Here is a 23,566-nt window from a genome sequence, read left to right on the forward strand (position 1 = left end):
TATCCTGAAACATCGATAAATCAATTGTTTTCGATTGCACACGATTGTTGTCAATTATATGTCGTAATGGTCGTTTATTCAATGGAAAAGCGTTGGTTATGTGGTACTATTTTGTTATTTTTGTAACTGTAAATCAAAATTTTATCCATTATGACCGAATTCAAAATACGTGCCTACGGGCGCATGGAACTGGCGCAACTTTATTCTCCGACACTTACCGACATTGCTGCTTATCGAAAAATGAAGAAATGGATCTCTTTATGTCCCGGACTTCTGCAACGTCTGTACGACTTAGGGTACGAATCAAAGCGTCGCTCATTCACACCGTTGGAGGTGAGAGTGATTGTGGACGCTTTGGGAGAACCTTGAAGAAGTTGAGAGTTGAGAGTTGAGAATTGAGAGTTGAGAGTTGAAAAATGAAAGTGGGAGATGGAGAGAGGAATAGAGGCGGTTTGTGTGGGATAAAGCGGCGCTTTATGGTTGCTAAACCTATGCTTTACGAACGCTAAAGCGATGCTTTATTAAAATACAAGAAATACACTTTTACCCCCCTCTCCCTAACACACGCACACGTGCGTACGCGTATAGATGCCTTTATCGTCTGCGTTGGTAAACAATCCTTTTTTAATCAGACGATTTAGCCAGCCGAAAGCAGTGTTAGGTTTGATTTTCATGATTGTAGCCTGCTCCGACAACTGTGCACGGGTGAATTGGTTGCCCATTGCTTCGAAAAGTGCATCCCGGTCGGCATTGGCTCTATGCTTGACTTCTGTGGAGGGAAGAAAAGACAAGATATGCGTGGCATGACGATAAAGCGGAGTTACAAGCTCCAGAACCGCTTTAAAATCTTCAGCGGTGATCGTTACATCCCAACGGGTGATAATGCCGTCTTTGATATTATCAGTGGCAATCTCCTTATCAGGAGTAAGCAGATGGATAGAAGAATTTTTGAATTGGTAAGGTTGATCACATTCCAGTGCACGTATCATAGCTACTTCTGCCATGATACGGCACGTGTTGACAGCCAGTCGGGCGATGGAACTGCTCATTTCGTTGTCGTTGGCAAGTCCCGAACGGAAGAACAAATCGGAAAAGAGAGTGTTGAACTCTTGCTTTTGCTCGTCGGTGAGCCGGAGCGTATGGACTCCATGTGTTTTCATCAGGTCGAGTTGCTTTTTCCATTCCAGGCCTATGTCTGTGAAGATAGCTTCCAGATCGGCTTCGCCACTTTCAAACTGATTGATCCATGCCCATATACCATGCATGTAATAAAACAGTTGGCGCGAGAACAAACCGTTCTCTGTCGAGGGAATAAGTGGTTTCACTTGTGCGGGCGTACCGGAAAGCAGGACGGACAGATAGCTTTTCTTTACTTCCCGGTATTCCTGGTCGGTACGCCGGTTGTACGACAAACGGTCATGGTCGAACGCTTTGCGGAGCGTGTCGCTCCAGTGTCCGTATTCCGAGCCGATGGCAGCAGAAATAGTATCTGCTTCCGTTTCGCAGATAAGTCCTGTGCCGTTGGCATCCATGATATTTTGCAGAATACCTGTTCCGGTGTTATTGCCAGAGATGAGAAACATTCTGTTTTTGGGCATTTGGGGAGCTTCCACTTTGCTACGCTCTTTTCCCATGACGTCGTAGGCGGCTTTCTCTTTTTTGTAAGCCTTGACCTCTGTCGCTACTTGTTGGCGGATCTCGTCATGGATAGGTTCGACGAGCAGACGGATAAGCGAAAGAATTCCCTTACCCGAGGCAGAAGGAGCCACGATGAAACTTTGCAGGCAAGGAGACTGGAGTTTGCCGGCGTATGGACATCTCACATATCGTTCCATGCTGGCACCTATGGCAGTCAATGCTCCAATCAGCATGACGTCACGCTGGGTAGGGCTGGTGGCATAGCTCATGATGAGCAAGAGGATTTTCGGCCAGTCCGCTTCGGGGAAAGTGGGCAATGGCTGGTTCGGGTCACTACCGTTCAGCAGTTCTTCGGATTCGTCCGGTTCGTCATTCTCCACCTTATTATATACGTGTGCGTGTGTGAGAACTTTGGACGGTGTATTTTCCGTATTTTCTGTATTTCTACGGTTGTTCATAACTTCCGTATTACAGAGTTTCACATTTGCCATTTCGGCAAGATGGAAAGCCGTACCCAGGTGCACTTCCCCATGTCGGGTAGTGAGAGCATTGGAGAATATCCGTTCGGCATGTTCACGTTGGTACTTGGCGGACGTCCGGCACAAACGGTGGAAAAACTCGCGTCCCGCTTCTCCGCAATCCGTTGCGATGGCAAACGCCAGTTGTACATATTCAGCATAGGTAGGAGCAATATCCGCTCCTGCAGTTTCAACCGCTTCAGTGAGGCGGCGTAAAGATTCAATATCAGTCATTATTTTGATTTATGATTTATAATTTATGATTTATGGTTATTCGTTGGTGGCTCTAAATAATGCTCCCGGGTCATGGCAAAGGAAGCAGGATCTCACAATGTCTTTACCGGAAAAGTCCACGCCTTTTTTCTTTTCTCCGAAAGGAGGAGGTGTTCCTGTACCATAGATCATCACAGTGTATAACATTGCTAACTTCATTTTTTCCGTAATACAGTTTGCGTCATCGGCCATGGGTAAATGATTATAGGGTATGAAGGCTTTTACGCCTCGTCCGCTAGGACTGATAAACGTGAGCACAGGGTGGAGAAGAGGATCATTGAACAACGTCTTACGCATCTCCACTGCTTCCTGATAGGAGGTGAGATAGTCTATATCTACTACTGTTAGGAGGGAAGGATCTATGAGGCATTTGCTGCTGCGACGCGAGAATGTACCACAGGGAGTCACGTATGGTAATAGTGATGCTTTTGCCGTCCGTATATCTTCGGAGTTGCGTACTTGTTCGGTCAGAACTTTGAGATTCTCGTTGCAGGTAATCATTTGAAAGACTTGCTCTACGGAGACTTCGCAGCAGGGAATAAGCGTAGGAGGAGTAACTAATTGTCCGTGTTCGTCTTTAATGGGCGCAATGGGAGGCATGAAATAAGACATTCTAAAATCGTTTGTCATAACGTATCTAATTATTTGATTTTCGCCTTGAATTTTCAAAACGCGGGGCGAAGGTAGGAATAGCTTTTAAATCAACTGTTCTGACATATCAGAACAGTTATAGGTAGAATCATGTATTATTTAATAACTTTAACAATTAACAGAATTACAAAAATGAAAAAGTACTCTCATGTAGCACTCGGCCTTTTCATCGCCGAGCAGTTTAAGAAAGCAGGTGTGAAGATAGCTCCCATGTGCGCTGAAATAGGTTTGGGCAAAGCTGTCTACTATGCAAAGGTTATAAAAGGGGAGACGTTCGTTTAAGCCATTTCACCCGTCTTTTGGCTTACTTCTATGACTGTCATACCAAAGAGGAATTTCGAGCCAAAGCAATTGAATGGGTCGACCGTTATATTGATTATCGTGAGAAACACGGGTGATGGGAAAGAAATTTAATCAATTGATAATAAAATAATGCAGGAAGTCCAACGTTTCAATAAAGTCCTAAAATCGTTTGTCCTTCTAGGGGACATCATCTTATTGAACTTGCTGTTATGGATGTTTACTTCGATCTGGGAAAACCGGTCTCTATTTGAGTATTCAATGCCTCTTCTCCAGAACATGGCTCTGATGACTTTATGTTATCTGGTTTGCAACATCCGTTCAGGAGTGATCCTTCATCGTCCGGTGGTTCGCCCGGAACAAATTATGCTTCGGGTGGCCCGGAATATGATTCCTTTTGTATTGATAGTCTTTGGGCTTTCATATATATTCCATTTTGAATGTGTCAATCTGCGTCAGTTGGGGGTATTTTATATAGTTCTCATTATCGTTATCATTTCCTATCGTCTGACGTTCCGATCTATTCTGGAGCTTTATCGCAAAAGTGGGGAAAATGTCCGAAAGGTAGTGTTGGTGGGTAGCCATGAAAATATGCAGGAACTTTATCATTCCATGACAGATGATCCGACATCCGGGTATCGTGTATTGGGATATTTTGAAGATTTTCCGTCAGATCGCTATCCTATGAACATAGCTTATTTGGGACAGCCGTGTGAAGCTGTTGATTATTTGACCCGTAATGCGGGAAAGGTAGACCAGCTTTATTGTAGCCTTCCTTCCGCCCGTAGTGCTGAAATTGTGCCGATTATCAACTATTGTGAGAATCATCTGATTCGTTTCTTTAGCGTTCCCAATGTCCGGAACTATCTGAAACGGAGAATGTATTTTGAAATGTTAGGTAATGTCCCGGTACTTTCTATCCGTCGTGAGCCACTTGAATTATTGGAAAATCGTATGATGAAACGTGGCTTTGATATTATTTGCTCGCTACTGTTCCTTTGTACTTTTTTCCCGATTATATACATCATTGTGGGACTGGCTATAAAGATTAGTTCGCCTGGGCCTGTTTTTTTCAAGCAGAAACGAAGCGGGGAGGATGGTCGTGAATTCTGGTGTTATAAGTTTCGCTCAATGCGGGTAAATGCTCAATGTGATACATTACAAGCTACAGAACATGATCCTCGTAAAACCCGAATTGGTGATCTGATTCGTAAGACGAATGTGGATGAACTTCCTCAATTTATTAATGTCCTGAAAGGGGATATGTCTTTAGTGGGTCCCCGTCCGCACATGTTGAAGCACACAGAAGAATATTCTCATTTAATAAATAAATATATGGTTCGTCATTTTGTAAAGCCTGGTATTACAGGTTGGGCACAAGTGACAGGTTTCCGTGGAGAAACGAAGGAGCTTTGGCAGATGGAAGGACGTGTGCAACGTGACATCTGGTATATTGAGCATTGGACGTTTCTTTTGGATTTATATATCATGTATAAAACTGTGTATAACGTAATCCGCGGGGATAAAGAGGCTTATTAGGTGAGGAATTGGAAATTGAATAAAGATTAAATCAATAGTTGTAAAATTACATGAGTAGGTGGTTATGAGAAAATTGAAACGATTGACTTTTGGTGCGTTACTTGCTTTTTTGCTGGTATCCTGCCAATCATATAAGAAAGTGCCTTATTTGCAGGATACGACTTTTGTGAATGATACAGAACAGAGTGTTCGTCAGACAGGTGTGAAGGTTATGCCCAAGGATTTGTTGACGATTGCCGTATCTTGTTCTACTCCGGAACTGGCTGCACCTTTCAATTTGATAAATTCAGGTAATGGTAGTGGAACAGAAGGAAAGACGGTAGGACAAGGAACTGCATCACCTGCTCTACAGCAATATTTGGTAGATAATCAGGGGAATATCAACTTTCCAGTATTGGGCGAGATTCATGTAGGTGGATTGACTAAACTGGAAATAGAAAATCTGATTATAGATAAGTTGAAGGTTTATTTGAAAGAAGCGCCGCTTGTGACTGTGCGTATTGTTAATTATCGGATTTCGGTATTGGGAGAGGTTACTAAGCCAGGAAGCTTTGTAGTCTCTAACGAGAAAATTAATTTGTTGGAAGCGCTCGCTATGGCAGGTGATTTGACTATTTATGGTATGCGTGATAATGTGAAATTGATCCGGACAGGGCAAGATAACAAGCAGGAAATTATTACTATGGACTTGAATAAGGCTGAAACGGTACTTTCGCCTTATTATCAGTTACAGCAGAATGATATAATTTATGTGACACCTAATAAGACTAAGGCTAAGAATTCGGATGTTGGAACTAGTACGGGATTGTGGTTCTCCGGTGTTTCAGTTTTGTTGTCAATAGCAAGTCTATTATTAAATATACTAAAATAAAGTCATAAAATAAATTAATCAAAAATGAAAGAAAACTCGTACGAAAATAATATGAATGAATTGGATGAAGAGAAAGTCAATTATCAGGAACTTCTTTTCAGATATATAATCCATTGGCCTTGGTTTGTCGCTTCTGTTTTGATTTGTTTGATAGGTGCTTGGGGATATTTATATTTCCAGATCCCTGTGTATCAGGTTTCTGCTTCTATCATAATAAAGGATGATAAGAAAGGAGGAAATTCGGGATCGGCAGATTTAGAAAACTTGGGATTAGGAGGAGTCATTACTTCAGCACAGAGCATTGATAATGAAATAGAAGTACTCCGTTCAAAGACTATACTCAAGGAGGTCGTCAATAATTTGGAACTTTATATTACTTATTATGATGAGGATGAATTTCCCAGGCAAGAAATGTATAAGACTTCTCCTGTTGTGGTGAATTTGACAGCCCAAGAAGCGGACAAACTTCCAAATGCGGCTTTGATTGACATGAAACTGGCTTCCGATGGTGGACTGGATGTGAATCTGAAAGTGGGTTTGAATGAATATAATAAGCGTTTTGATAAGTTACCGGCAGTATTTCCTACCAATGTAGGGACCTTTGGATTCACATTGAGAGATTCGTTGTCAAACGGTCAGGTCGAAGGCCAGAAGGATGTCCGGCATATCAGTGCGGTAGTTAGCCAGCCGTTTGGAGTTGCAAAGGGGTATCAGTGGGCATTAACGATTGCGCCCACTTCTAAAGCAACTTCCGTTGCCACAGTCTCATTAGTTAATACGAATATACGGCGTGGACAGGACTTTATCAATAAACTGATGGAAATGTATAACCGGAATACGAACAATGATAAAAATGAAGTGGCTGAAAAGACGAGAGAGTTTATCAATGAGCGTATTAAGATTATAGATGAGGAATTGGGCAATACGGAAGAAAAGTTGGAGACATTTAAGCGGAATGCCGGTTTGACGGATATAAGCAGTGATGCTCAATTAGCTGTATCAGGAAATGCTGAATATGAAAAGAAAAGAGTGGAGAATGGTACACAGATTAATTTGGTTCGTGACCTTGCGAAATATATCAATAATCCATTGAATGAATATGAGGTGCTTCCCAGTAACATTGGTTTAACAGACAATGGACTGACTACTCAATTAGAACGTTATAATGAACTGGTTATCGAACGTAAACGTTTGTTGCGTACCTCAACTGAAAACAATCCGATGATTATCAATCTGGATATGAGTATTCGTGCAATGAGGGCGAATGTTAAAACTGCTATTGACGGAACGTTGCAAGGTTTACTTATAGTCAAGGCTGATTTGGATCGTGAAGCTAGTCGTTTTTCCCGTCGTATCAGTGACGCTCCAGGACAGGAAAGACAGTATGTAAGTATTGCCCGTCAACAAGAGATTAAGGCGGGACTTTATCTGATGCTTTTGCAGAAACGTGAAGAGAATGCTATCACGTTAGCTGCTACGGCAAATAATGCTAAGATTATAGATGAGCCGGCAGCTGAAGGAGGTCCGGTTTCTCCGAAACCTAAAATGATTTATATGATTGCTTTCGTGTTGGGAGTAGGTTTGCCCATCGGCGTCATTTTTCTGATCGGTCTTACTAAATTCAAGATTGAAGGTCGTGGCGATGTAGAGAAACTGACTCGTCTGCCTATTGTAGGAGATGTGCCTTTGACTGCAGAAAAAACAGGTTCTATAACCGTATTTGAAAATCAAAATAACCTGATGAGTGAGACTTTCCGTAATGTGCGTACGAATTTGCAATTTATGTTGGGGAACGGTCAGAAAGTAATCCTAGTGACTTCAACGGTCAGTGGCGAAGGTAAATCATTTATATCAGCAAATCTTGCTGTCAGTCTTTCTTTATTAGGAAAGAAGGTAGTTATTGTCGGTCTTGATATTCGTAAACCCGGTTTGAATAAAGTTTTTAATATTGCTCGAAAAGAACAGGGGATTACTCAATATCTGTCGAATTCTGAAAAGAATCTGATGGATCTCGTTCAGGCTTCTGATGTCAGCAAGAGTCTGTATATTCTTCCCGGTGGTACAGTTCCTCCTAATCCGACAGAATTATTGGCTCGTGATGGCTTGGATAAGGCGATTGAAACGTTGAAAAAGAATTTTGATTATGTGATACTGGATACTGCCCCGGTCGGTATGGTAACAGATACTTTGCTTATAGGTCGTGTGGCTGACTTGTCCGTTTATGTCTGTCGTGCTGATTATACCCGTAAAGCCGAGTTTACGCTGATTAACGAACTGGCTGAAAACAATAAGCTGCCCAATCTCTGCACCGTCATTAATGGTTTGGATCTTCAACAGAAGAAATATGGTTATTATTATGGTTACGGTAAGTATGGCAAGTACTATGGTTATGGCAAACGCTATGGTTACGGCTATGGCTATGGGGAGCATAAAACGAAGGGAGAATAAATAGCTGAAATAATTCTTGCCTTTAAAATCTTTTTTGAAGAACTATTTTTAGAAGAGTAACCGACAAGTATCATTGTTTGAGAAAATGTGCTATCTTTGCATGTAAATGTAAGTTAGATTATGATTGATGCTATAACAATAGAAGGCTATAAGTCCATCAAGGCACAAGAGGTGAAGTTAAGTCCCATCAATATCTTGATAGGTGGAAATGGTATAGGTAAGACTAATTTTATTTCAGCCTTTGAACTGATACGTGATATCTATGAGCAACAATTGCAAAATCATGTATTGAGAAAAGGAGGAGCTAATTGTCTGCTTTATAATGGCAAGAAGTATACTGACCGAATCATCGTGGACTTGTTGTTTACGCACGACCACAGTAAAAATAGATATATCGTCGTGTTGGAGGAATCACAGGACCGATTGTTTGTGAGAGAAGCGAAAACAGCCTTCCTCAGTGGGGCAATCTGGCATACCCAGACCTGCGACACAAACAAGGAAGAGGCGTCTATCAAGCGGGACCGCTGTGGACAGGCGTGGTATGTAGGTCCTTTGTTGGAACAGTTTGAGATTTATCATTTCCATGATACGGGTGATAAGTCGCCTATGAAAGACTTTGCACCTTTACACGACAATGTACGTCTCAAACGTGACGGATCGAACATTGCGCCATATTTATATTTACTGAAACAGAAATATCTCAAGCATTACCTGCGAATAGAGAAAATGGTGGCATCGGTTTCGCCGTTTTTCGACTCATTCGTGCTTGAACCCAATCGATTGAATCCGAATACAATTCGTCTTGAATGGAAACAGAAAGATGTGCCGGATATGACATTCAATGCTTATCAGTTGTCCGATGGCTCTTTGCGTTTCATTTGTCTGGCTGCATTACTGATGCAACCAGAACCGCCTCAAACCATTTTGATAGACGAACCGGAACTGGGATTGCATCCCTTGGCCATTAACAAACTATGCGCCATGTTGAAGAAAGTATCTTCAAGTTCTCAAATCATCGTATCGACTCAGTCCGTGAATTTGGTGGATAATTTCGCTCCAGAAGATATTATCGTTGCTGATAGAAAAGGAAACGAAACAGTATTCTGTCGTCTGGACGGAAAGGATTTGGAGGGGTGGCTGAAGGATTATAGTATGGGCGAGTTGTGGGAGAAGAATCTTGTTGGCGGACAGCCTTTCTAAAGCGGACTGGCACTATGGAAAAAGGAAACAGACTGGTTTTTATCGTAGAGGGTGATTGTGAGGTTACTTTCATTAATAAGATGATTATTCCCTATCTTTATAAGTATGTTGGGACTTATCAATGGAGCATGAATGCCCAAAAAATTACCACTAATCGTAAGCTGAACAGAAAAGGTGGAAATGTGAACTATACTTATTTGAAGAATGAGGTGGAGCGGGTTGCCGCCCAGCAAGGTAATGTATGGATAACCACTTTCTTGGATTTCTTTAGATTACCCAATGATTTTCCTAACTACAGTCTTGAGTGCAGGAATATAGATGCCATTGAGGAAGGAATAAAGTCGGATCTGGGGTATGAAAGGTTGGTGCCTTACATACAGAAATATGAGTTTGAAACTTTATTGTTTGTTTCTATGGATGGATTTAATCTGCTGCTTGATGATAGCGGGCAACTGGATCAGATTCAGGAAATCATAGATTCTTATGCAAACGTCGAAGATATAAACGGAGGGGTGGAAACTGCGCCTTCGAAAAGGCTATTACGTATTTTTAATTACAACAAGGTAGCCGATAGTGGACTTGTACTTGATGAACTGGATGTAGAAACGATGAGAGCAAAGTGCCCTCGTTTTGATAAGTGGATAGAAGAGTTAATTGGGATAATTCAGTCTGTTGCAAATGCTAGCTGACATCACGTGTATGGAGAACACAAAGCAAAGGAAGAATAAACTTTAAAAACTTAATTATACATCAATCAATTTTTATATAGGTGAATACTTCCAAGTATTTACCCTATGAGATATACTCTTAATTCTGCATAAAATTAGCAGGAATTTAATCAATAACAATATATGAAAATAGCAATTGTTGGCACAGGCTATGTGGGCTTGGTGTCTGGTACTTGTTTTGCCGAAATGGGTGCCACAGTGACCTGCGTGGATGTAGACGCAAATAAGATCAATAAACTGAAAAGGGGTGAAATGCCTATTTATGAGCCCGGTTTGGATGAATTGTTGAAACGTAACGTGGGCTATGGACGATTGAACTTTACAACAGATTTGACTGAAGTACTGGATGATGTGGAAGTGGTCTTCTCTGCCGTAGGGACTCCGCCAGATGAAGATGGTAGTGCCGATCTGAAATATGTACTTGCCGTGGCTCATCAATTTGGTCAAAATATCAATAAGTACACCATTTTGGTAACAAAATCTACCGTACCCGTTGGCACTGCTCAAAAGGTGAAAGATGTTATTCAAGAAGAACTGAACAAACGTGGGGTAGATATCCCCTTTGATGTAGCCAGTAATCCCGAATTTCTGAAAGAGGGGGCTGCTATCAAAGATTTTATGAGTCCTGATCGGGTGGTAGTAGGTATTGAGAGTAAGAAGGCCGAGGAGGTGATGACTAAGCTTTATCAACCTTTCTTGCTTCAGAACTTCCGTGTAATCTTTATGGATATTCCTAGTGCAGAGATGACTAAATACGCAGCAAATGCCATGCTGGCTACCCGTATTAGCTTTATGAATGATATAGCCAATTTGTGTGAACGAGTAGGAGCTAATGTAAACCATGTACGTAAAGGCATTGGAGCTGATGTGCGTATTGGTCAGAAATTTCTTTATGCCGGTTGTGGATATGGTGGCAGCTGTTTCCCGAAAGATGTGAAAGCGTTGGTGCATACAGGCATCGACAACGGCTATCACATGGAGGTGATTGAAGCAGTGGAGCGTGTTAACGATCGTCAGAAAAGTATTGTTTATGATAAACTTATCCGTCTGATGGGTGATGTGAAAGGAAAAAACATTGCTTTGTTGGGGTTGGCTTTCAAGCCGGATACTGACGATATGCGCGAGGCCCCGGCTTTGGTCGTGATTGATAAGTTGCTGAAGGATGGTGCCATCGTGAGAGTATTTGACCCTATTGCAATGAATGAATGCAAGCGCCGTATCGGTGATGCGGTGACTTATACAGAGAACCTTTATGATTGTGCTGATGGTGCTGATGCCCTGCTGCTGATGACTGAATGGAGACAGTTTCGTTTACCTACATGGAATGTGATTCAGAAGGTGATGAATGGAAATTACATTGTAGATGGACGTAATATTTGGAATCGTGCAGAATTGGAAGAAATAGGATTTTGTTATACAAGAATAGGGGAGAAGTAAATTTTGAAACTTTTGAATTTACATTATTTAATAGGTGAGTGTAAAAAAGTGTAATTATGGGAAAAATGTTATATTGGCTTTCAATTATTCGCTCATATATATTCTGTTTTAGATATATGCCAAGAAAGATGGCTATTTGCTGCCCGATTCTTATCTATTGGAATACCAAATGTTATATCTCTCCTAAAGCCAGAATCCGAATAAACGTACTGGGGGGGTAAAAAAACATGACATAAAAATAGGTATGTGGGGTGGAAGTTATGGTTTGCGACAAGGAAAAACGCGCTTTTGTGTATTCGATGATAGTACGGTGATATTCAATGGGAAAGCATGCATAAGTAAAGGAAGTAATGTGGTGGTTCGTCAAGGAGCTACTCTTAGTTTTGGACAAGATTTCTTTTGCAATGCTAATTGTAATATTCTTGCTAATAAAGAAATTTCTTTTGGCGATAGTACGTTAATGGGGTGGAATATTACAGTTCTTGATAATGACGGACATCCCATCTATTGGAAAGGAGAAGTACAGGAAACTTCTCTTCCTGTTCGTATTGGAGAACATTGCTGGATAGGTTCGCATGCTACTATATTGAAAGGTGTCAATATAGCTACTGGTACTATTATCCCGTATGGATGTACTATTCACAAATCTAACGATATACCTGAGTGTATATTTAATAATAAACCATTGAAGACAGATATAATATGGAAAGATCATTGAAATTGATTAAAGTTTAGGTATGCAGGAATCTAGAATAAAGAAAAGTGTACTCAATGCTAAGATAAATCTGATTTTTTATATTCTTGTATTAGGAATATCTTTCTTTTCGAGAAAAATATTCCTTAATTATCTTGGAACGGAATTTTTAGGACTTACAGGTACTTTACAGAACCTGTTGAGTTTTCTTAATTTGGCGGATTTAGGTATTGGGGCATCTATTGGTTATGTGCTCTATAAACCTATTTTTGATAAAGATGAGAAAAAGATAATTGAGATAGTTTCTGTTTTAGGCTATTTGTATAGTAGAATTGGGTTTATTATTTTAGTATTAGGTATTATATTGTCTTTCTTTCTTCCGTTGATCTTTGGTGATACGAATATTAGTATTGGAGTGATATATGCAGTATATTATGGTTTTCTTTTCTCCTCTTTAATAGGCTATTTTATCAATTATCGGCAAACCTTATTAGGAGCTGATCAAAAAAACTATGTGGTTGCAGGCTACTTTCAAACAGCCAATATAATTAAGACTTTGGTTCAAATGGGGGGGGCTGTTTATTGGTGTAATTTTTATGTTTGGATTATAATTGAGTTTTCATTTAATATTCTCTATGCTCTCATTTTGAATTATAAAATAAGTAAAACGTATCCTTGGCTTTGTTGTTCGGTAAGCTTAGGTAAACGGTATTATAGAGAATATAAGATAATAATTACCAAAGCGAAACAGATGTTTGTACACGTATTGGCAGGTATGGGGCGGAATCAGTTATTGCCGTTTTTAATCTATGTGTATGGTTCACTGACTATTGTAACTTATTATGGCAACTATACTATCATTACGTTTAAGGTACAACAACTGTTTGACAATCTCCTTAATAGTACGGGAGCGGGAGTGGGTAATCTCATAGCTCAAGGAAATATAAAAAAGATAAAAGAGATATATTGGGAATTACAAGGGGTGAGAATGGCAGCAGCAGCGTTTACGATATTTGCATTTTATACATTGATAGATCCATTTATTTCGATCTGGCTGGGTGAGAAGTATTTATTATCTTCATCTATTGTGATTATTTTACTTTTAAATGTTTTTTTAGGTCAAACTCGTGGAACAACCGAACAGTTTATTTATGGTTATGGTCTATTTCAAGATGTATGGGCACCTTTGGCAACACTTGTCATTACCATAGGAGTGGGACTTGTTGGTGGATATTTTTTCGGTCTTGCAGGTGTTATAGCAGGGGATTGTTGTAGTAGCTTGTTCATTCTGCATATTTGGAAGCCTTATTTCTTGTTTAAATATGGCTTTAAATCTTCTGTGAGGGAGTATTGGCATAAGCAATTATTGTTGCTTCTAATTATTATAGTTTCATTTGCAATAGTTTTGTATATAAAGAACTTTATACAACTTAATATGCCGCGTACTTATTGGGAATGGATAAAATATTCCACGATTGTTATTTCTATTTACTTGTTGGTATTTATTCCGGTCTTTTATGTTTGCTTTAAGCCCATTCGGTTGTTTGTTGGGCGATTGATTGATAGTAGAAAAAATAAATAGTGTTCTCTTTATGATACTTTCTGTATTAAAAAAACGCCCTCGTAATTCGTCGGTTGAACTATTACGTATATTGTCGATGACAATGATTGTGATGTTTCATTTTTGTGCTAATGCCTATCGGTATAATTCGGCGGATTTTGTCTGCGGGCATGACAGTGAAACATTGATCAAACTTATATTCCATGCGTTGGGACAAACTGGAGTACCTGTATTTATGTTTATTTCCGGTTATTATGGTATTCATTTTAAGAAGAATCGCTTGATAGATATTATTTTACAATGTTTTGTCTATATTTTCTTGTTTTATATGGTTGCCCATATTTTTTATCCGAACGGAATTGGGGGGGGAAAATTGTTGATACTCAGCGCTTTTTGTATTTCTGGGCAATGGTTCATGCATGCGTATATTACGATTTATCTGTTTTCGGATAGTATTAATGCAACCTTGGATAAATTGAGTATCCGTTCGTTTTCTGCTTTAATACTGGTAATGATGTATATTAGTGTTGGATTGTGGGTGTATAAAGAAAGTGCTTTAAACATGTTCACATTGCTTGAGATATATGCTGTGGCACGTTACGTCAGAAGATTTCTTTCTGATATGTGGAAAGCAAGAATGGTATATCTTGTTTTTCCTTCTCTTCTTCTTTTCTTGTTGCCTGTTTTTTACGGTTGGTATGCAGGTAATTATTCGGCTATAATGCCTTATGTGAATAAGTATTATAATCCGTTCATTTTGATATTTGCCATTTGTTTGGTAGTATCAGCAGAACGCTTTTATTTTTATAATAAGTGTATTAATTATTTGGCTTCTTCCGTATTGGCTTGTTATCTCATTCATACAAGTTTTTATTTTCCTCCTTTGGTGACTTCTTTTTTTCATTTTGAAAAATATAATTTGGGTTGGATTCTTTTATTGTCGTTGATGATTGTAGTCGGATGTTCGTTGGTGGACAAATTGCGGCTTTATATTCAAAATAAGTTCATTAATTTATAATATAGAAAATGAATATGCTTCCACTAGTATCTGTTCTTATTCCTCTTTATAATGCCCAACAATATATAGCAGATACGATAATAAAGATAAAGCGACAGACTTATCCTAATATAGAAGTGATTATTGTAGACGATCATTCAACAGACGAATCATTAAAAGTGGCTCAACAATATGCATCGGAACAAATACATGTATATGTGAATCCACTAAAAGGGGGGAATTCCGCACGTAATTACGCTTTCTTACAATCGAAAGGGGAATATGTAAAATTCATGGATGCGGATGATTATTGTTCTGACAATCTAATAAAAAGTCAGATAGAACGCATTTTAAGTGAAGGAACTCGGCAGACAGTAGTTTTTTCACCTGTAAGGATGTATTATCCCGATGGTCAACGACTCCTTCCTCCTAGGGGAATAGATAGAGATTATGTTCCGGGCATAGAATTATTGTTGGATATCTGGAGGGGGAAAGGCTTCAATTGTCCTCATTGTCATTTAATGCATCGTTCGTTGGTAGATAGAGTAAAAGGATGGAATGAACGTATTATAAAAAATCAGGATGGGGAATTTTTTGCACGCATTTATGCAGCGGCGGATAAAGCTTTGTCTGTGAGAAGTGAATACGCCGTATGGTGGCAAACGGGTAATGGCGTTAGTATGCAGATGTCTCTGAAAGCGATAGATAGTGTGTGTGAAACGCATCGTATTATAAGTAACTTGATTTACTCTTATCGCAATGATGAGGAAACGAGAAAAATTTGCGGGCGTGTGATGGGTTCGTATATATTCTTTAATTATCCCTTGATAAAGCCGCTATTGCCACAAATTGAGGCATATTGTAAAGAGACAAATACTGTATTATTTCTGCCGAAACGAAGAAGCATTAGTGTGCTCAAATTCTTGTTTGGTTGGAAAATTGCAGCAATAATCAGTAATAAATACCTAAAATGAAATTTTTATTCTTTATCGTTTTACTTTATATTTTCAGACGTTATCTGGTATTCATTGTTTTATGTGTGCCTTTGCGAATCGTGAATCAACGTAGCAGAGTAGCATTTCTTGCGGAAAAGAAAGATAATAGTCTGAATGCGTGTTGTGAAAAACTGCCCACCCCTATGAATCTTGCTTTGCAAAAAAACGGAATGAACACGCTTCTGGATTCTCTTTGGCGAGAGTTTTAAAGAAAAAAATATTTTGTATCATCTACGGATATTCAAAATATTTGATTCATACCATAAAATATTTTCCATCTCATGTTGTGCGTAATTGGGTGTATAAATATATTTTTTTGGTAGACTGTCATCCGAACAGTACCATTTATTTTGGTTGTGAGATCCGGGCGGGGTATAGTCTGCATATCGGCAGGGGCAGTATTATCGGTGATAATTGTATTTTGGATGCACGGCAAGGCATTTATATCGGTGAAAATGTTAACCTTAGTTCAGAGGTACACCTTTGGACAGAGAGCCATGATATGAATGATCCATATTTTCGGGGTAGTCCTAGCAAACGGGGAGCAATTTATGTTGGTAGTCGGGCTTGGTTGGGGGCCCAAGTGACGGTACTTGATAATGTGAAAATTGGTGAGGGGGCAGTGGTCTGTGCGGGAGCAGTAGTGACAAAAGATGTAGAACCGTTTGCGGTGGTGGCGGGTATTCCTGCCAAGAAGATAGGTGAGCGTAGCCGAGACTTGAAATATGAATTTGATGGTAGCCACATGTTATTTTATTGAAAAAATGATAATCAATCAAGAAAAATCGATTGAGATGAAAACTTAATATCAATATATAAATATGATGAATATAGCTTTTTGTATTAATGATGCTTATGCTCCCTATGTGGCGGTAACTCTCAAAAGTATAGTAGAAAACAATAGTTCAATTGCATTGAATGTGTATATATTGACTGATGGTATATCGGATAAAAACAGATGTGCTTTAGAAAATATATTACAAAATCGGGGGGAGAGATCCTCTATACACATTTATAATGTAGATGACAGCAAGCTGAAAGGGCTTAAAGATACTTGGTCGATTTATGCATGGTACCGAATATTGTTGCCGGAAGTATTGCCATGTGAGGTGAAAAATATTTTATATTTGGATGCAGACATTGTGATAGATAGTGATATATCTCATCTTTTCAGTGTAAATATGGAAGGTAAATCGGTAGCAGGGGTAATAGATATCCAGTCGTTCAAACCGGAAACTTATGAGCGTTGTCTATATGGGGCAGAGAAAAAGTATATTTGTACAGGCGTGCTTATGATAAATCTTGAATATTGGAGAGAACACAATATTTGTGAGTCTATTATTAATTGGGCTAGGAAAAATGAAGCCCAGATACATTTTCCCGATCAAGATGCCATCAATCATGTGTGCCAAGACACTAAAATAGTTCTTGACTTGCGTTATGGAATTCTGGATATCTTTTTTCATAGGGATTACTTCTACGAACCTCCTTACAGGCAGCAATTGAAAGAAGCGATAAATCATCCTGCGATTATACACTATGCAGGACAGAGTCCGTGGGTGTACGAGCAGTGCTTTCATTTGATGCAGGATCGATGGGACTATTACAACTCTTTGCTGTGTAAGCCTGTAAAAAAAATGTCATAAACCTCAGGGGTATCATCTGGTGACTTATTACATAAAAAGAATACTCGATCGTATGGGAGTTATTTCTTTCCGACCATGGTATGTCTCTGATAAGATTTTGATAAAAGATATACAAAAACGATTAGAAGATAGGTGAGCGCAGTCATTACTTGAAATATGAATTTGATGGCAGCCACGTGTTATTTTATTGAAAAATGATAATCAATCAAGAAAAATGATTCCTAAAGTTATTCATTATTGTTGGTTTGGAGGAAAAGAAATGTCTCCATTTGTGAAAAAATGTGTGCAGACATGGGCGGAGAGAATGCCTGACTATGAGTTACGTTTATGGGATGCGCATAGCTTTGATTTCGATTCAGTTTCGTTTGTCCGTGAAGCTTATCAGGCAAAGAAATGGGCTTTTGTGGCAGACTATGTACGGCTTTATGCCCTCTATACGGAAGGAGGAATCTATATGGATACGGATGTAAAGGTGATGAAATCATTCACACCGTTTCTGAATTATGACTTTTTTACTTCGCATGAAGTACATCCGTTTTTCTTTGAAGAGACGGAACAGTGTAAGATAGGACAAGATATGAAACCCTTAAATCCGAATGACTTAATTGAAGGTTTTGGTGTTTTGTCTGCCGTAATGGGAAGTGTTAGTGGCTTGCCATATCTCAAGGAGTGTCTGGATTATTATAATACTCTGCATTTTGATTTGGAACATCATAGTAAGGATGATTACACCATAGGTAAGCATATTACACGCTTGATATTGAAATACGGTTATCGTTTTGTGGATGAAGATCAATTGTTGAATCATAATATGATGTTGATGAATTCATCGGTTATCGTGGGTAATGCTATTTATCTGAAGAAAGATTCTTATGCCATTCATCTTTGCAATGGTAGTTGGACAGATAGTGGAGATGATTTCAACTATTGGTTGCGGAACAATTATCCCCGAATCTATTCAGTATGGGGGATTGGATTGAAAGTCATGAACAAATTAAAACGAATGATAAGCCGGAAATGAGAAATATGCTGGTGGATACTGGTAAAGGAATTGCCATTATATTGATGTGTATAGGTCATGCTTATTGTCCTGATGCATTATTTTATTTCATTTATATGTTTCACATGGCATTCTTTTTTATGATGAGTGGGTATTTCTTTTCCGATAAGAATCTTGATAATCCGAAGGCTTTTATCTGGAAAAGAATCACTGGTTTATGGGTGCCTTTCGTGAAGTGGGGACTTATCTTTGTGTTATTGCACAATATCTTTTTGAAGCTTCAACTTCTCCCCCCCCCCTATGAGAATAATGTTTACAGTATCAGGGAGGCCATGTGGAAGGGACTTACCACTATTCCTAGATTTATACCTACAGAAGATATGATGGGGCCTTACTGGTTTCTTTCTTGTTTTGTTTTTTACAAGTATTTTGAGTTGGGTTATTTTTAGGATGGGTAAATTGTTTAAACAATATCGTTCTGTTGTAACAGGGGCATTGTTCTTGTTGTGTTATTCTGTGGGATGTGTTTTTGTCTATTTGGACATTAAATGTAATGTACAGATAAAGCTAGCACTCGTTGTTTCCATATTGTTCTATTTAGGCTTTCTTTGGAAGAGGTATGATGGCTGCGTTAGGTATACAATTGCAGGAGTACTGACTGCTTTGACTATATTGCTTGCCGGATATTTTTTGGGATACGATCATATCAATATAGCAACATTGAATTTAGAGAACCCTACATTATTTCTTGTTTATAGCTTATGTGGTTGCTATTTGGTGTTGGGTGTATCGTCTTTTATCAATAAGAATTCCTGTATGAAAAATGTACTTTCCTACGTAGGAAGGCATTCAATAACCATTTTATTGGCAAATTATTTTTGTATACGGGTTTTGCATCTCATTCGCTATTATTTCATGCCTGATAATCATGGTGCTCCTACGGATATACCACAGCTATACAATGATTGGTATTGGTGGATGGTATATACATTGTTTTCGGTAGTGGTTCCGTTGGGTGTTCGGGAAATATATCAAAAAATAAAAGAATCAATCATTATCATAAAATCGAAGAGTAGATGAAACATTATGATTATCTTATCGTTGGTGCGGGGCTTTTTGGGTGTACATTCGCGCATCAGGCAACATTGCATGGCAAGAGTTGTCTGGTGATAGATGTTCGTTCACATACGGGAGGGAATATCTATTGCGAAAACGTGAAAGGCATCAATGTTCACAAATATGGTGCACATATTTTCCATACTGCCAACAAACGTGTGTGGAAGTACGTAAATGATTTAGTAGAGTTCAATCGTTATACAAATTCGCCTGTGGCAAATTATAAAGGTGAGCTTTACAACTTGCCATTTAATATGAATACTTTTTATCAACTGTGGCAGGTGAAAACTCCGGTAGAGGCACAGGCTAAGATAGAAGAGCAAAGGCGAGAAATGGAAGGACGAGAACCCCAAAACCTGGAGGAACAGGCAATCTCGTTGGTGGGGCGGGATATTTATGAAAAGCTGATCAAGGAATATACAGAAAAACAATGGGGACGCCGATGTACGGAGCTTCCGGCGTTTATCATTCGTCGTCTGCCAGTGCGTTTTACGTTCGACAATAATTATTTTCGTGATCCTTATCAGGGCATTCCAATTGGAGGCTATAACGTGTTGATTAATCGTTTGCTTGAAGGGGTAGATGTACGTCTCTCTGCTGATTTTATGGTAAACAGAAAAGAATGGATGGCATTAGCTGACAAAACGGTTTATACAGGGGCAGTTGATGCTTATTATAGCTATTGCTATGGTAAACTGTCTTATCGTACGGTGAGGTTCGAAACAGAACTATTAGAAGGGGTTGAAAATTATCAAGGGAATGCTGTAGTAAATTATACCGATGCTGCTACGCCTTATACCCGTATTATCGAACACAAACATTTTGAGTTTGGTACTCAATCCGATACGGTAATCAGCAAGGAATTTTCATCGGAATGGACGGAGGGAAGCGAACCTTATTATCCGGTAAATGATGGTCATAATGAAGCTTTATATAAGAAGTATAAGGAATTGGCGGATAAAGAGCCGAATGTAATCTTTGGAGGCAGATTGGCGGAATATAAGTATTATGATATGGATAAGGTAATAGAAAGTGCATTAGAACGGTATGAGCAAGAGTAAGATAATAGTATGTGCCCACAAAAAAGATTTTGTGATGGACAACGAACTGTATATGCCTTTACAAGTAGGTAAGGCTACATCAAAGGTTGATTTGGGCTTTCAGGGAGATGATACGGGTGATAATATTAGTGCGAAAAATCCGAATTACTGCGAACTGACAGGTCTGTATTGGGCGTGGAAGAATCTAAAGGATGTAGATTATATCGGGTTAGCGCATTACCGGAGATATTTTGATTTTATGAATGGAGGTTATGTGTCATACAAAGATGCTGATTTTAGTGAGATATATGGTTCCTATAGTAATCCGCTAGAAGTGTTGGGTGATTATGATATCATTTTGCCTAAGCCTTCACGAATGGAAGCATCAGTAGGATACGATTATATATATGCACATGTGATGGAGGATTTTTATATAATGAATCGTATTATTATAAAGCATTATCCCGATTATGAGAGAACTATAACCGACTTTTTCTATCGTGATAACCGTAGAATCTGTTTTAATATGTTTTTTACTTCTCGTGAGGTCTGTGATCGCTATTGTGAATGGCTTTTTCCTTTATTGTTTGAAATAGAAAAATATGTGAAGTTGAGTAATTATAAATTTCAGCAACGTGTTTTTGGCTTTATGAGTGAGTTGATGCTTCCACTTTTTTGTTTGCATAATAAGTTGAAAATAAAGTATGTGCCAGTATGTATGATTGGTACGATGACATGTAAAGAGAATAAGTTAAAAATGTCTTTTCTGAATTTCCGGAGTAATATCAAGTTTCGTCTGTTACGTCCTAGAATGAAAAATATTGATTGTTATGGTCGTAAATGTCATGTTGACTTGTATTTTAAACTTGATAACATAAATATTTAATAGATTGGAAGTGACTATGAAGACAACAAAACACAGTTTATGCAATTAAATAATGCGAATACTTTTTATAACAAATAATTTTCCTCCTCTTGTGGATGGGGTAGGAGATTATACATATAATCTTGCTTTAGAATTTGTCCGGCATAAGCATGAAGTAATAGTGGTATGTAAACGAGATGAGCGGATAGATTATCATATTAACGGGATAAATATATTTCCAATTGTAAAGGTATGGAATAAACAGGCTATCCAACCTGTAATTAATGTGATAAAGGAACGACAGATTGAAATGGTTTCTTTGCAATATGTTCCGCATGGCTTTCATCCCTATGGCTTACCTTTTGCATTAATAGGGTTAGTACGGGCTATAAGAAAACATGGAGTGCCATTATTTACATTTTGTCATGAGGTATGTACTTTTTATGGTAAAGGGTTGAAGCAAGATATAATAAGTTATATGATGCGGTATGTAACTAAAAAGATTCTGATAAATAGTAATATTATAGCTACAAGTATAAAATATTACTGTGAAATAATAAATACTTTGGTACCCGATTATCCCTCAAGAATAGAACAAATTCCTATAGTAAGTAATATTCCAGAAAAAATAAATAGTAGAGAAGAGATTTTATCTCTTAGAAATAAAGTTGCAGCTAAGGATGAAATAATTATAGCTTTTTTTGGACAGAGGAATATAAAAGTAAGTCTTGAGGTAATTGAAAGATTGAAGAGAAGTGGACATAAAGTAAAGGTTCTGTTTATCGGCAAAATAGATGATACTTTTACTGATTTGTCTGATATTGTATATAAAACAGGTGTTCTTAACATAGATGAAATAAATCCCTATTTTTTAGTATCTGACATTTTGATTTTACCGGAAGATACTTACTATGGTTGTTCGTTTAAAAGTGGTTCATTAGCAGCAGCTTTGAAAAATGGATTACCAGTAGTTACGGCTAAAGGGATTTTGACGGACAGTTCGATGAAAGATAATGAGAATATTATTTTTGTAGACTTTTTAAATCCTTTACAATTAGAAGAATCTTTGGTCCATTTGATTAGATTCCCACATTTAAGAGAAAAGATCGGAAATGCAGCTCGGCTTCTTGTAGAGAAGTATAATTGGGAGACTACATATATGTCATATCTAGATTTAATAAATCAATTGAGTTAGATTATGTTTAGACAATCAATTTATTATCAGAAGATAAGTGAAAGAAATTTTGTGCATTTTATATTAGGCTTGTATCCGCGCGTTAAGCAATGGATAAAATACGAAATGGCTCGTAAAAGGGCGTTGAAGAGAGGTGCTATAATAGGAACGGATTCCTTAATTTCGATGAATTTAGCTCGACATGCTAATTCTAATTTGATCATAGGAAGCAATACATCTATTGGTAGTGATAAATTAGATACTCGCTCACCTGTTCATATTGGGAATAATGTTATTATTAGTAATGATAGTGAAATTATAACAACAAGTCACTGTATAAATTCTCCAGAATGGGAACAAAAACATTATGGAATTAAAATTGAAGATTATGTATGGATTGCTTCAAATGTATTGGTGCTTCCTTCGTGTCGGCATATTGGTTATGGCTCTATAATTGGTGCAGGTGCTGTGGTTGTAAAGGATGTACCGTCAATGTGTGTTATGGGAGGTAATCCTGCTGTCTGTATAAAAAAACGGGAATGTGTACACGACAAATTGGTTGTACCATCATTATTGAGTGGAGACTTAAAAATATATTGGAAGGCATGGATAAACAGAAAAAAATTGTAATATCTCATCCTACAGGTAATGCTAATACTCGTGGGGCTGTAAATGGCTTTTATCAAGGGGAGGCTTTAGAGAGTTTTCATACTTGTATTGCTTGTTTTAAAGGAGGACTTTTGTATTTATTGTCATCATTCCCGTTTCTTAAAGATATTCGTCGTCGGAGCCTAGATAGGAGATTAAAAAAATATGTAAAAACGTATCCGCTAAAAGAAATTATACGTCTTATTATTAGAAAATGGAGGGGAAGT

The 23,566-nt window shown here is 38.3% G+C and carries 22 protein-coding genes and 1 pseudogene; 21 read left to right on the top strand and 2 right to left on the bottom strand.

The window, feature by feature from the left end:
• Positions 1–150 precede the first annotated feature (150 nt).
• The gene (locus BXY_RS07665; protein ID WP_004313208.1) at positions 151–369 is read left to right on the top strand and encodes a DUF4248 domain-containing protein; all 219 of its coding nucleotides are present in this window, start codon (positions 151–153) and stop codon (positions 367–369) included.
• A 188-nt stretch (positions 370–557) separates the two neighbouring features.
• Here BXY_RS07665 and BXY_RS07670 read toward each other — a convergent pair whose 3' ends face one another.
• Positions 558–2,390 (bottom strand): DUF3987 domain-containing protein, encoded by a 1,833-nt coding sequence (locus tag BXY_RS07670; RefSeq protein ID WP_015531611.1) that lies wholly within the window; start codon positions 2,388–2,390, stop codon positions 558–560.
• Between the two features lie 36 nt (positions 2,391–2,426).
• A complete protein-coding gene (locus BXY_RS07675) occupies positions 2,427–3,059 on the bottom strand; it encodes a BT4734/BF3469 family protein (protein ID WP_061448687.1) in 633 nt (210 codons plus the stop codon).
• A gap of 153 nt (positions 3,060–3,212) precedes the next feature.
• On the opposite strand from BXY_RS07675, the gene BXY_RS07680 reads away from it, so the two are divergent.
• From BXY_RS07680 to BXY_RS07775, 20 genes and pseudogenes are all read left to right on the top strand, one after another.
• On the top strand, positions 3,213–3,362 hold the full coding sequence (locus BXY_RS07680; protein WP_008021935.1) for a hypothetical protein: 150 nt from the start codon (positions 3,213–3,215) through the stop codon (positions 3,360–3,362).
• A gap of 150 nt (positions 3,363–3,512) precedes the next feature.
• Positions 3,513–4,919: an undecaprenyl-phosphate glucose phosphotransferase gene (locus BXY_RS07685; RefSeq protein ID WP_015531613.1), complete on the top strand. Its 1,407-nt coding sequence runs from the start codon at positions 3,513–3,515 to the stop codon at positions 4,917–4,919.
• Between the two features lie 64 nt (positions 4,920–4,983).
• Positions 4,984–5,790, top strand: a complete 807-nt coding sequence (locus BXY_RS07690; protein WP_015531614.1) for a polysaccharide biosynthesis/export family protein — start codon at positions 4,984–4,986, stop codon at positions 5,788–5,790.
• Between the two features lie 24 nt (positions 5,791–5,814).
• Positions 5,815–8,238 carry a GumC family protein gene (locus tag BXY_RS07695; protein WP_015531615.1) on the top strand — a complete coding sequence of 808 codons (2,424 nt, stop codon included), beginning with the start codon at positions 5,815–5,817 and terminating at the stop codon, positions 8,236–8,238.
• A 120-nt stretch (positions 8,239–8,358) separates the two neighbouring features.
• Positions 8,359–9,438, top strand: coding sequence for an AAA family ATPase (locus BXY_RS07700; protein ID WP_015531616.1), 1,080 nt, complete (start codon positions 8,359–8,361; stop codon positions 9,436–9,438).
• Between the two features lie 14 nt (positions 9,439–9,452).
• Positions 9,453–10,127: a DUF4276 family protein gene (locus tag BXY_RS07705; RefSeq protein ID WP_015531617.1), complete on the top strand. Its 675-nt coding sequence runs from the start codon at positions 9,453–9,455 to the stop codon at positions 10,125–10,127.
• A 162-nt stretch (positions 10,128–10,289) separates the two neighbouring features.
• Positions 10,290–11,603, top strand: a complete 1,314-nt coding sequence (locus tag BXY_RS07710) for a UDP-glucose dehydrogenase family protein (RefSeq protein WP_015531618.1) — start codon at positions 10,290–10,292, stop codon at positions 11,601–11,603.
• Positions 11,604–11,847: 244 nt separating this feature from the next.
• A complete protein-coding gene (locus tag BXY_RS07715) occupies positions 11,848–12,321 on the top strand; it encodes an acyltransferase (protein ID WP_015531619.1) in 474 nt (157 codons plus the stop codon).
• A gap of 19 nt (positions 12,322–12,340) precedes the next feature.
• The gene (locus BXY_RS07720; protein WP_015531620.1) at positions 12,341–13,879 is read left to right on the top strand and encodes a lipopolysaccharide biosynthesis protein; all 1,539 of its coding nucleotides are present in this window, start codon (positions 12,341–12,343) and stop codon (positions 13,877–13,879) included.
• 10 nt (positions 13,880–13,889) lie between these two features.
• A complete protein-coding gene (locus tag BXY_RS07725; RefSeq protein WP_243442482.1) occupies positions 13,890–14,876 on the top strand; it encodes an acyltransferase family protein in 987 nt (328 codons plus the stop codon).
• A 14-nt stretch (positions 14,877–14,890) separates the two neighbouring features.
• Positions 14,891–15,829, top strand: a complete 939-nt coding sequence (locus BXY_RS07730) for a glycosyltransferase family 2 protein (RefSeq protein WP_243442483.1) — start codon at positions 14,891–14,893, stop codon at positions 15,827–15,829.
• Between the two features lie 337 nt (positions 15,830–16,166).
• Positions 16,167–16,610 (top strand): acyltransferase, encoded by a 444-nt coding sequence (locus BXY_RS23510; protein WP_243442484.1) that lies wholly within the window; start codon positions 16,167–16,169, stop codon positions 16,608–16,610.
• A 61-nt stretch (positions 16,611–16,671) separates the two neighbouring features.
• A complete protein-coding gene (locus tag BXY_RS07740) occupies positions 16,672–17,496 on the top strand; it encodes a glycosyltransferase family 8 protein (RefSeq protein ID WP_015531624.1) in 825 nt (274 codons plus the stop codon).
• Positions 17,497–17,683: 187 nt separating this feature from the next.
• A complete protein-coding gene (locus tag BXY_RS07745) occupies positions 17,684–18,517 on the top strand; it encodes a glycosyltransferase family 32 protein (protein WP_262483687.1) in 834 nt (277 codons plus the stop codon).
• A gap of 5 nt (positions 18,518–18,522) precedes the next feature.
• A complete protein-coding gene (locus tag BXY_RS07750; protein WP_208946914.1) occupies positions 18,523–18,945 on the top strand; it encodes an acyltransferase family protein in 423 nt (140 codons plus the stop codon).
• Positions 18,946–19,572: 627 nt separating this feature from the next.
• A complete protein-coding gene (glf, locus tag BXY_RS07755) occupies positions 19,573–20,673 on the top strand; it encodes a UDP-galactopyranose mutase (protein ID WP_015531628.1) in 1,101 nt (366 codons plus the stop codon).
• Positions 20,660–21,538, top strand: a complete 879-nt coding sequence (locus tag BXY_RS07760; protein WP_015531629.1) for a DUF4422 domain-containing protein — start codon at positions 20,660–20,662, stop codon at positions 21,536–21,538. Before glf ends, BXY_RS07760 begins: the two co-directional genes overlap by 14 nt.
• 52 nt (positions 21,539–21,590) lie before the next feature.
• Positions 21,591–22,712 (top strand): glycosyltransferase family 4 protein, encoded by a 1,122-nt coding sequence (locus tag BXY_RS07765; protein ID WP_015531630.1) that lies wholly within the window; start codon positions 21,591–21,593, stop codon positions 22,710–22,712.
• A 3-nt stretch (positions 22,713–22,715) separates the two neighbouring features.
• Positions 22,716–23,321: an acyltransferase gene (locus BXY_RS07770; protein ID WP_015531631.1), complete on the top strand. Its 606-nt coding sequence runs from the start codon at positions 22,716–22,718 to the stop codon at positions 23,319–23,321.
• Positions 23,297–23,566: pseudogene (locus BXY_RS07775) on the top strand (glycosyltransferase family 4 protein); the annotation flags it as partial. The gene BXY_RS07770 and the pseudogene BXY_RS07775, both read left to right, overlap by 25 nt.

The sequence above is a fragment of the Bacteroides xylanisolvens XB1A genome (assembly GCF_000210075.1).
Classification (GTDB): domain Bacteria; phylum Bacteroidota; class Bacteroidia; order Bacteroidales; family Bacteroidaceae; genus Bacteroides; species Bacteroides xylanisolvens.

What these genes read in the sequence shown, in the direction of transcription:
- BXY_RS07665 (WP_004313208.1), top strand. Translation starts at nt 151, where the DNA reads ATGACCGAATTCAAAATACGTGCCTACGGGCGCATGGAACTGGCGCAA.
- BXY_RS07670 (WP_015531611.1), bottom strand. Translation starts at nt 2,390, where the DNA reads ATGACTGATATTGAATCTTTACGCCGCCTCACTGAAGCGGTTGAAACT.
- BXY_RS07675 (WP_061448687.1), bottom strand. Translation starts at nt 3,059, where the DNA reads ATGACAAACGATTTTAGAATGTCTTATTTCATGCCTCCCATTGCGCCC.
- BXY_RS07680 (WP_008021935.1), top strand. Translation starts at nt 3,213, where the DNA reads ATGAAAAAGTACTCTCATGTAGCACTCGGCCTTTTCATCGCCGAGCAG.
- BXY_RS07685 (WP_015531613.1), top strand. Translation starts at nt 3,513, where the DNA reads ATGCAGGAAGTCCAACGTTTCAATAAAGTCCTAAAATCGTTTGTCCTT.
- BXY_RS07690 (WP_015531614.1), top strand. Translation starts at nt 4,984, where the DNA reads ATGAGAAAATTGAAACGATTGACTTTTGGTGCGTTACTTGCTTTTTTG.
- BXY_RS07695 (WP_015531615.1), top strand. Translation starts at nt 5,815, where the DNA reads ATGAAAGAAAACTCGTACGAAAATAATATGAATGAATTGGATGAAGAG.
- BXY_RS07700 (WP_015531616.1), top strand. Translation starts at nt 8,359, where the DNA reads ATGATTGATGCTATAACAATAGAAGGCTATAAGTCCATCAAGGCACAA.
- BXY_RS07705 (WP_015531617.1), top strand. Translation starts at nt 9,453, where the DNA reads ATGGAAAAAGGAAACAGACTGGTTTTTATCGTAGAGGGTGATTGTGAG.
- BXY_RS07710 (WP_015531618.1), top strand. Translation starts at nt 10,290, where the DNA reads ATGAAAATAGCAATTGTTGGCACAGGCTATGTGGGCTTGGTGTCTGGT.
- BXY_RS07715 (WP_015531619.1), top strand. Translation starts at nt 11,848, where the DNA reads ATGTGGGGTGGAAGTTATGGTTTGCGACAAGGAAAAACGCGCTTTTGT.
- BXY_RS07720 (WP_015531620.1), top strand. Translation starts at nt 12,341, where the DNA reads ATGCAGGAATCTAGAATAAAGAAAAGTGTACTCAATGCTAAGATAAAT.
- BXY_RS07725 (WP_243442482.1), top strand. Translation starts at nt 13,890, where the DNA reads ATGATACTTTCTGTATTAAAAAAACGCCCTCGTAATTCGTCGGTTGAA.
- BXY_RS07730 (WP_243442483.1), top strand. Translation starts at nt 14,891, where the DNA reads ATGCTTCCACTAGTATCTGTTCTTATTCCTCTTTATAATGCCCAACAA.
- BXY_RS07740 (WP_015531624.1), top strand. Translation starts at nt 16,672, where the DNA reads ATGATGAATATAGCTTTTTGTATTAATGATGCTTATGCTCCCTATGTG.
- BXY_RS07750 (WP_208946914.1), top strand. Translation starts at nt 18,523, where the DNA reads ATGCTGGTGGATACTGGTAAAGGAATTGCCATTATATTGATGTGTATA.
- glf (WP_015531628.1), top strand. Translation starts at nt 19,573, where the DNA reads ATGAAACATTATGATTATCTTATCGTTGGTGCGGGGCTTTTTGGGTGT.
- BXY_RS07760 (WP_015531629.1), top strand. Translation starts at nt 20,660, where the DNA reads ATGAGCAAGAGTAAGATAATAGTATGTGCCCACAAAAAAGATTTTGTG.
- BXY_RS07765 (WP_015531630.1), top strand. Translation starts at nt 21,591, where the DNA reads ATGCGAATACTTTTTATAACAAATAATTTTCCTCCTCTTGTGGATGGG.
- BXY_RS07770 (WP_015531631.1), top strand. Translation starts at nt 22,716, where the DNA reads ATGTTTAGACAATCAATTTATTATCAGAAGATAAGTGAAAGAAATTTT.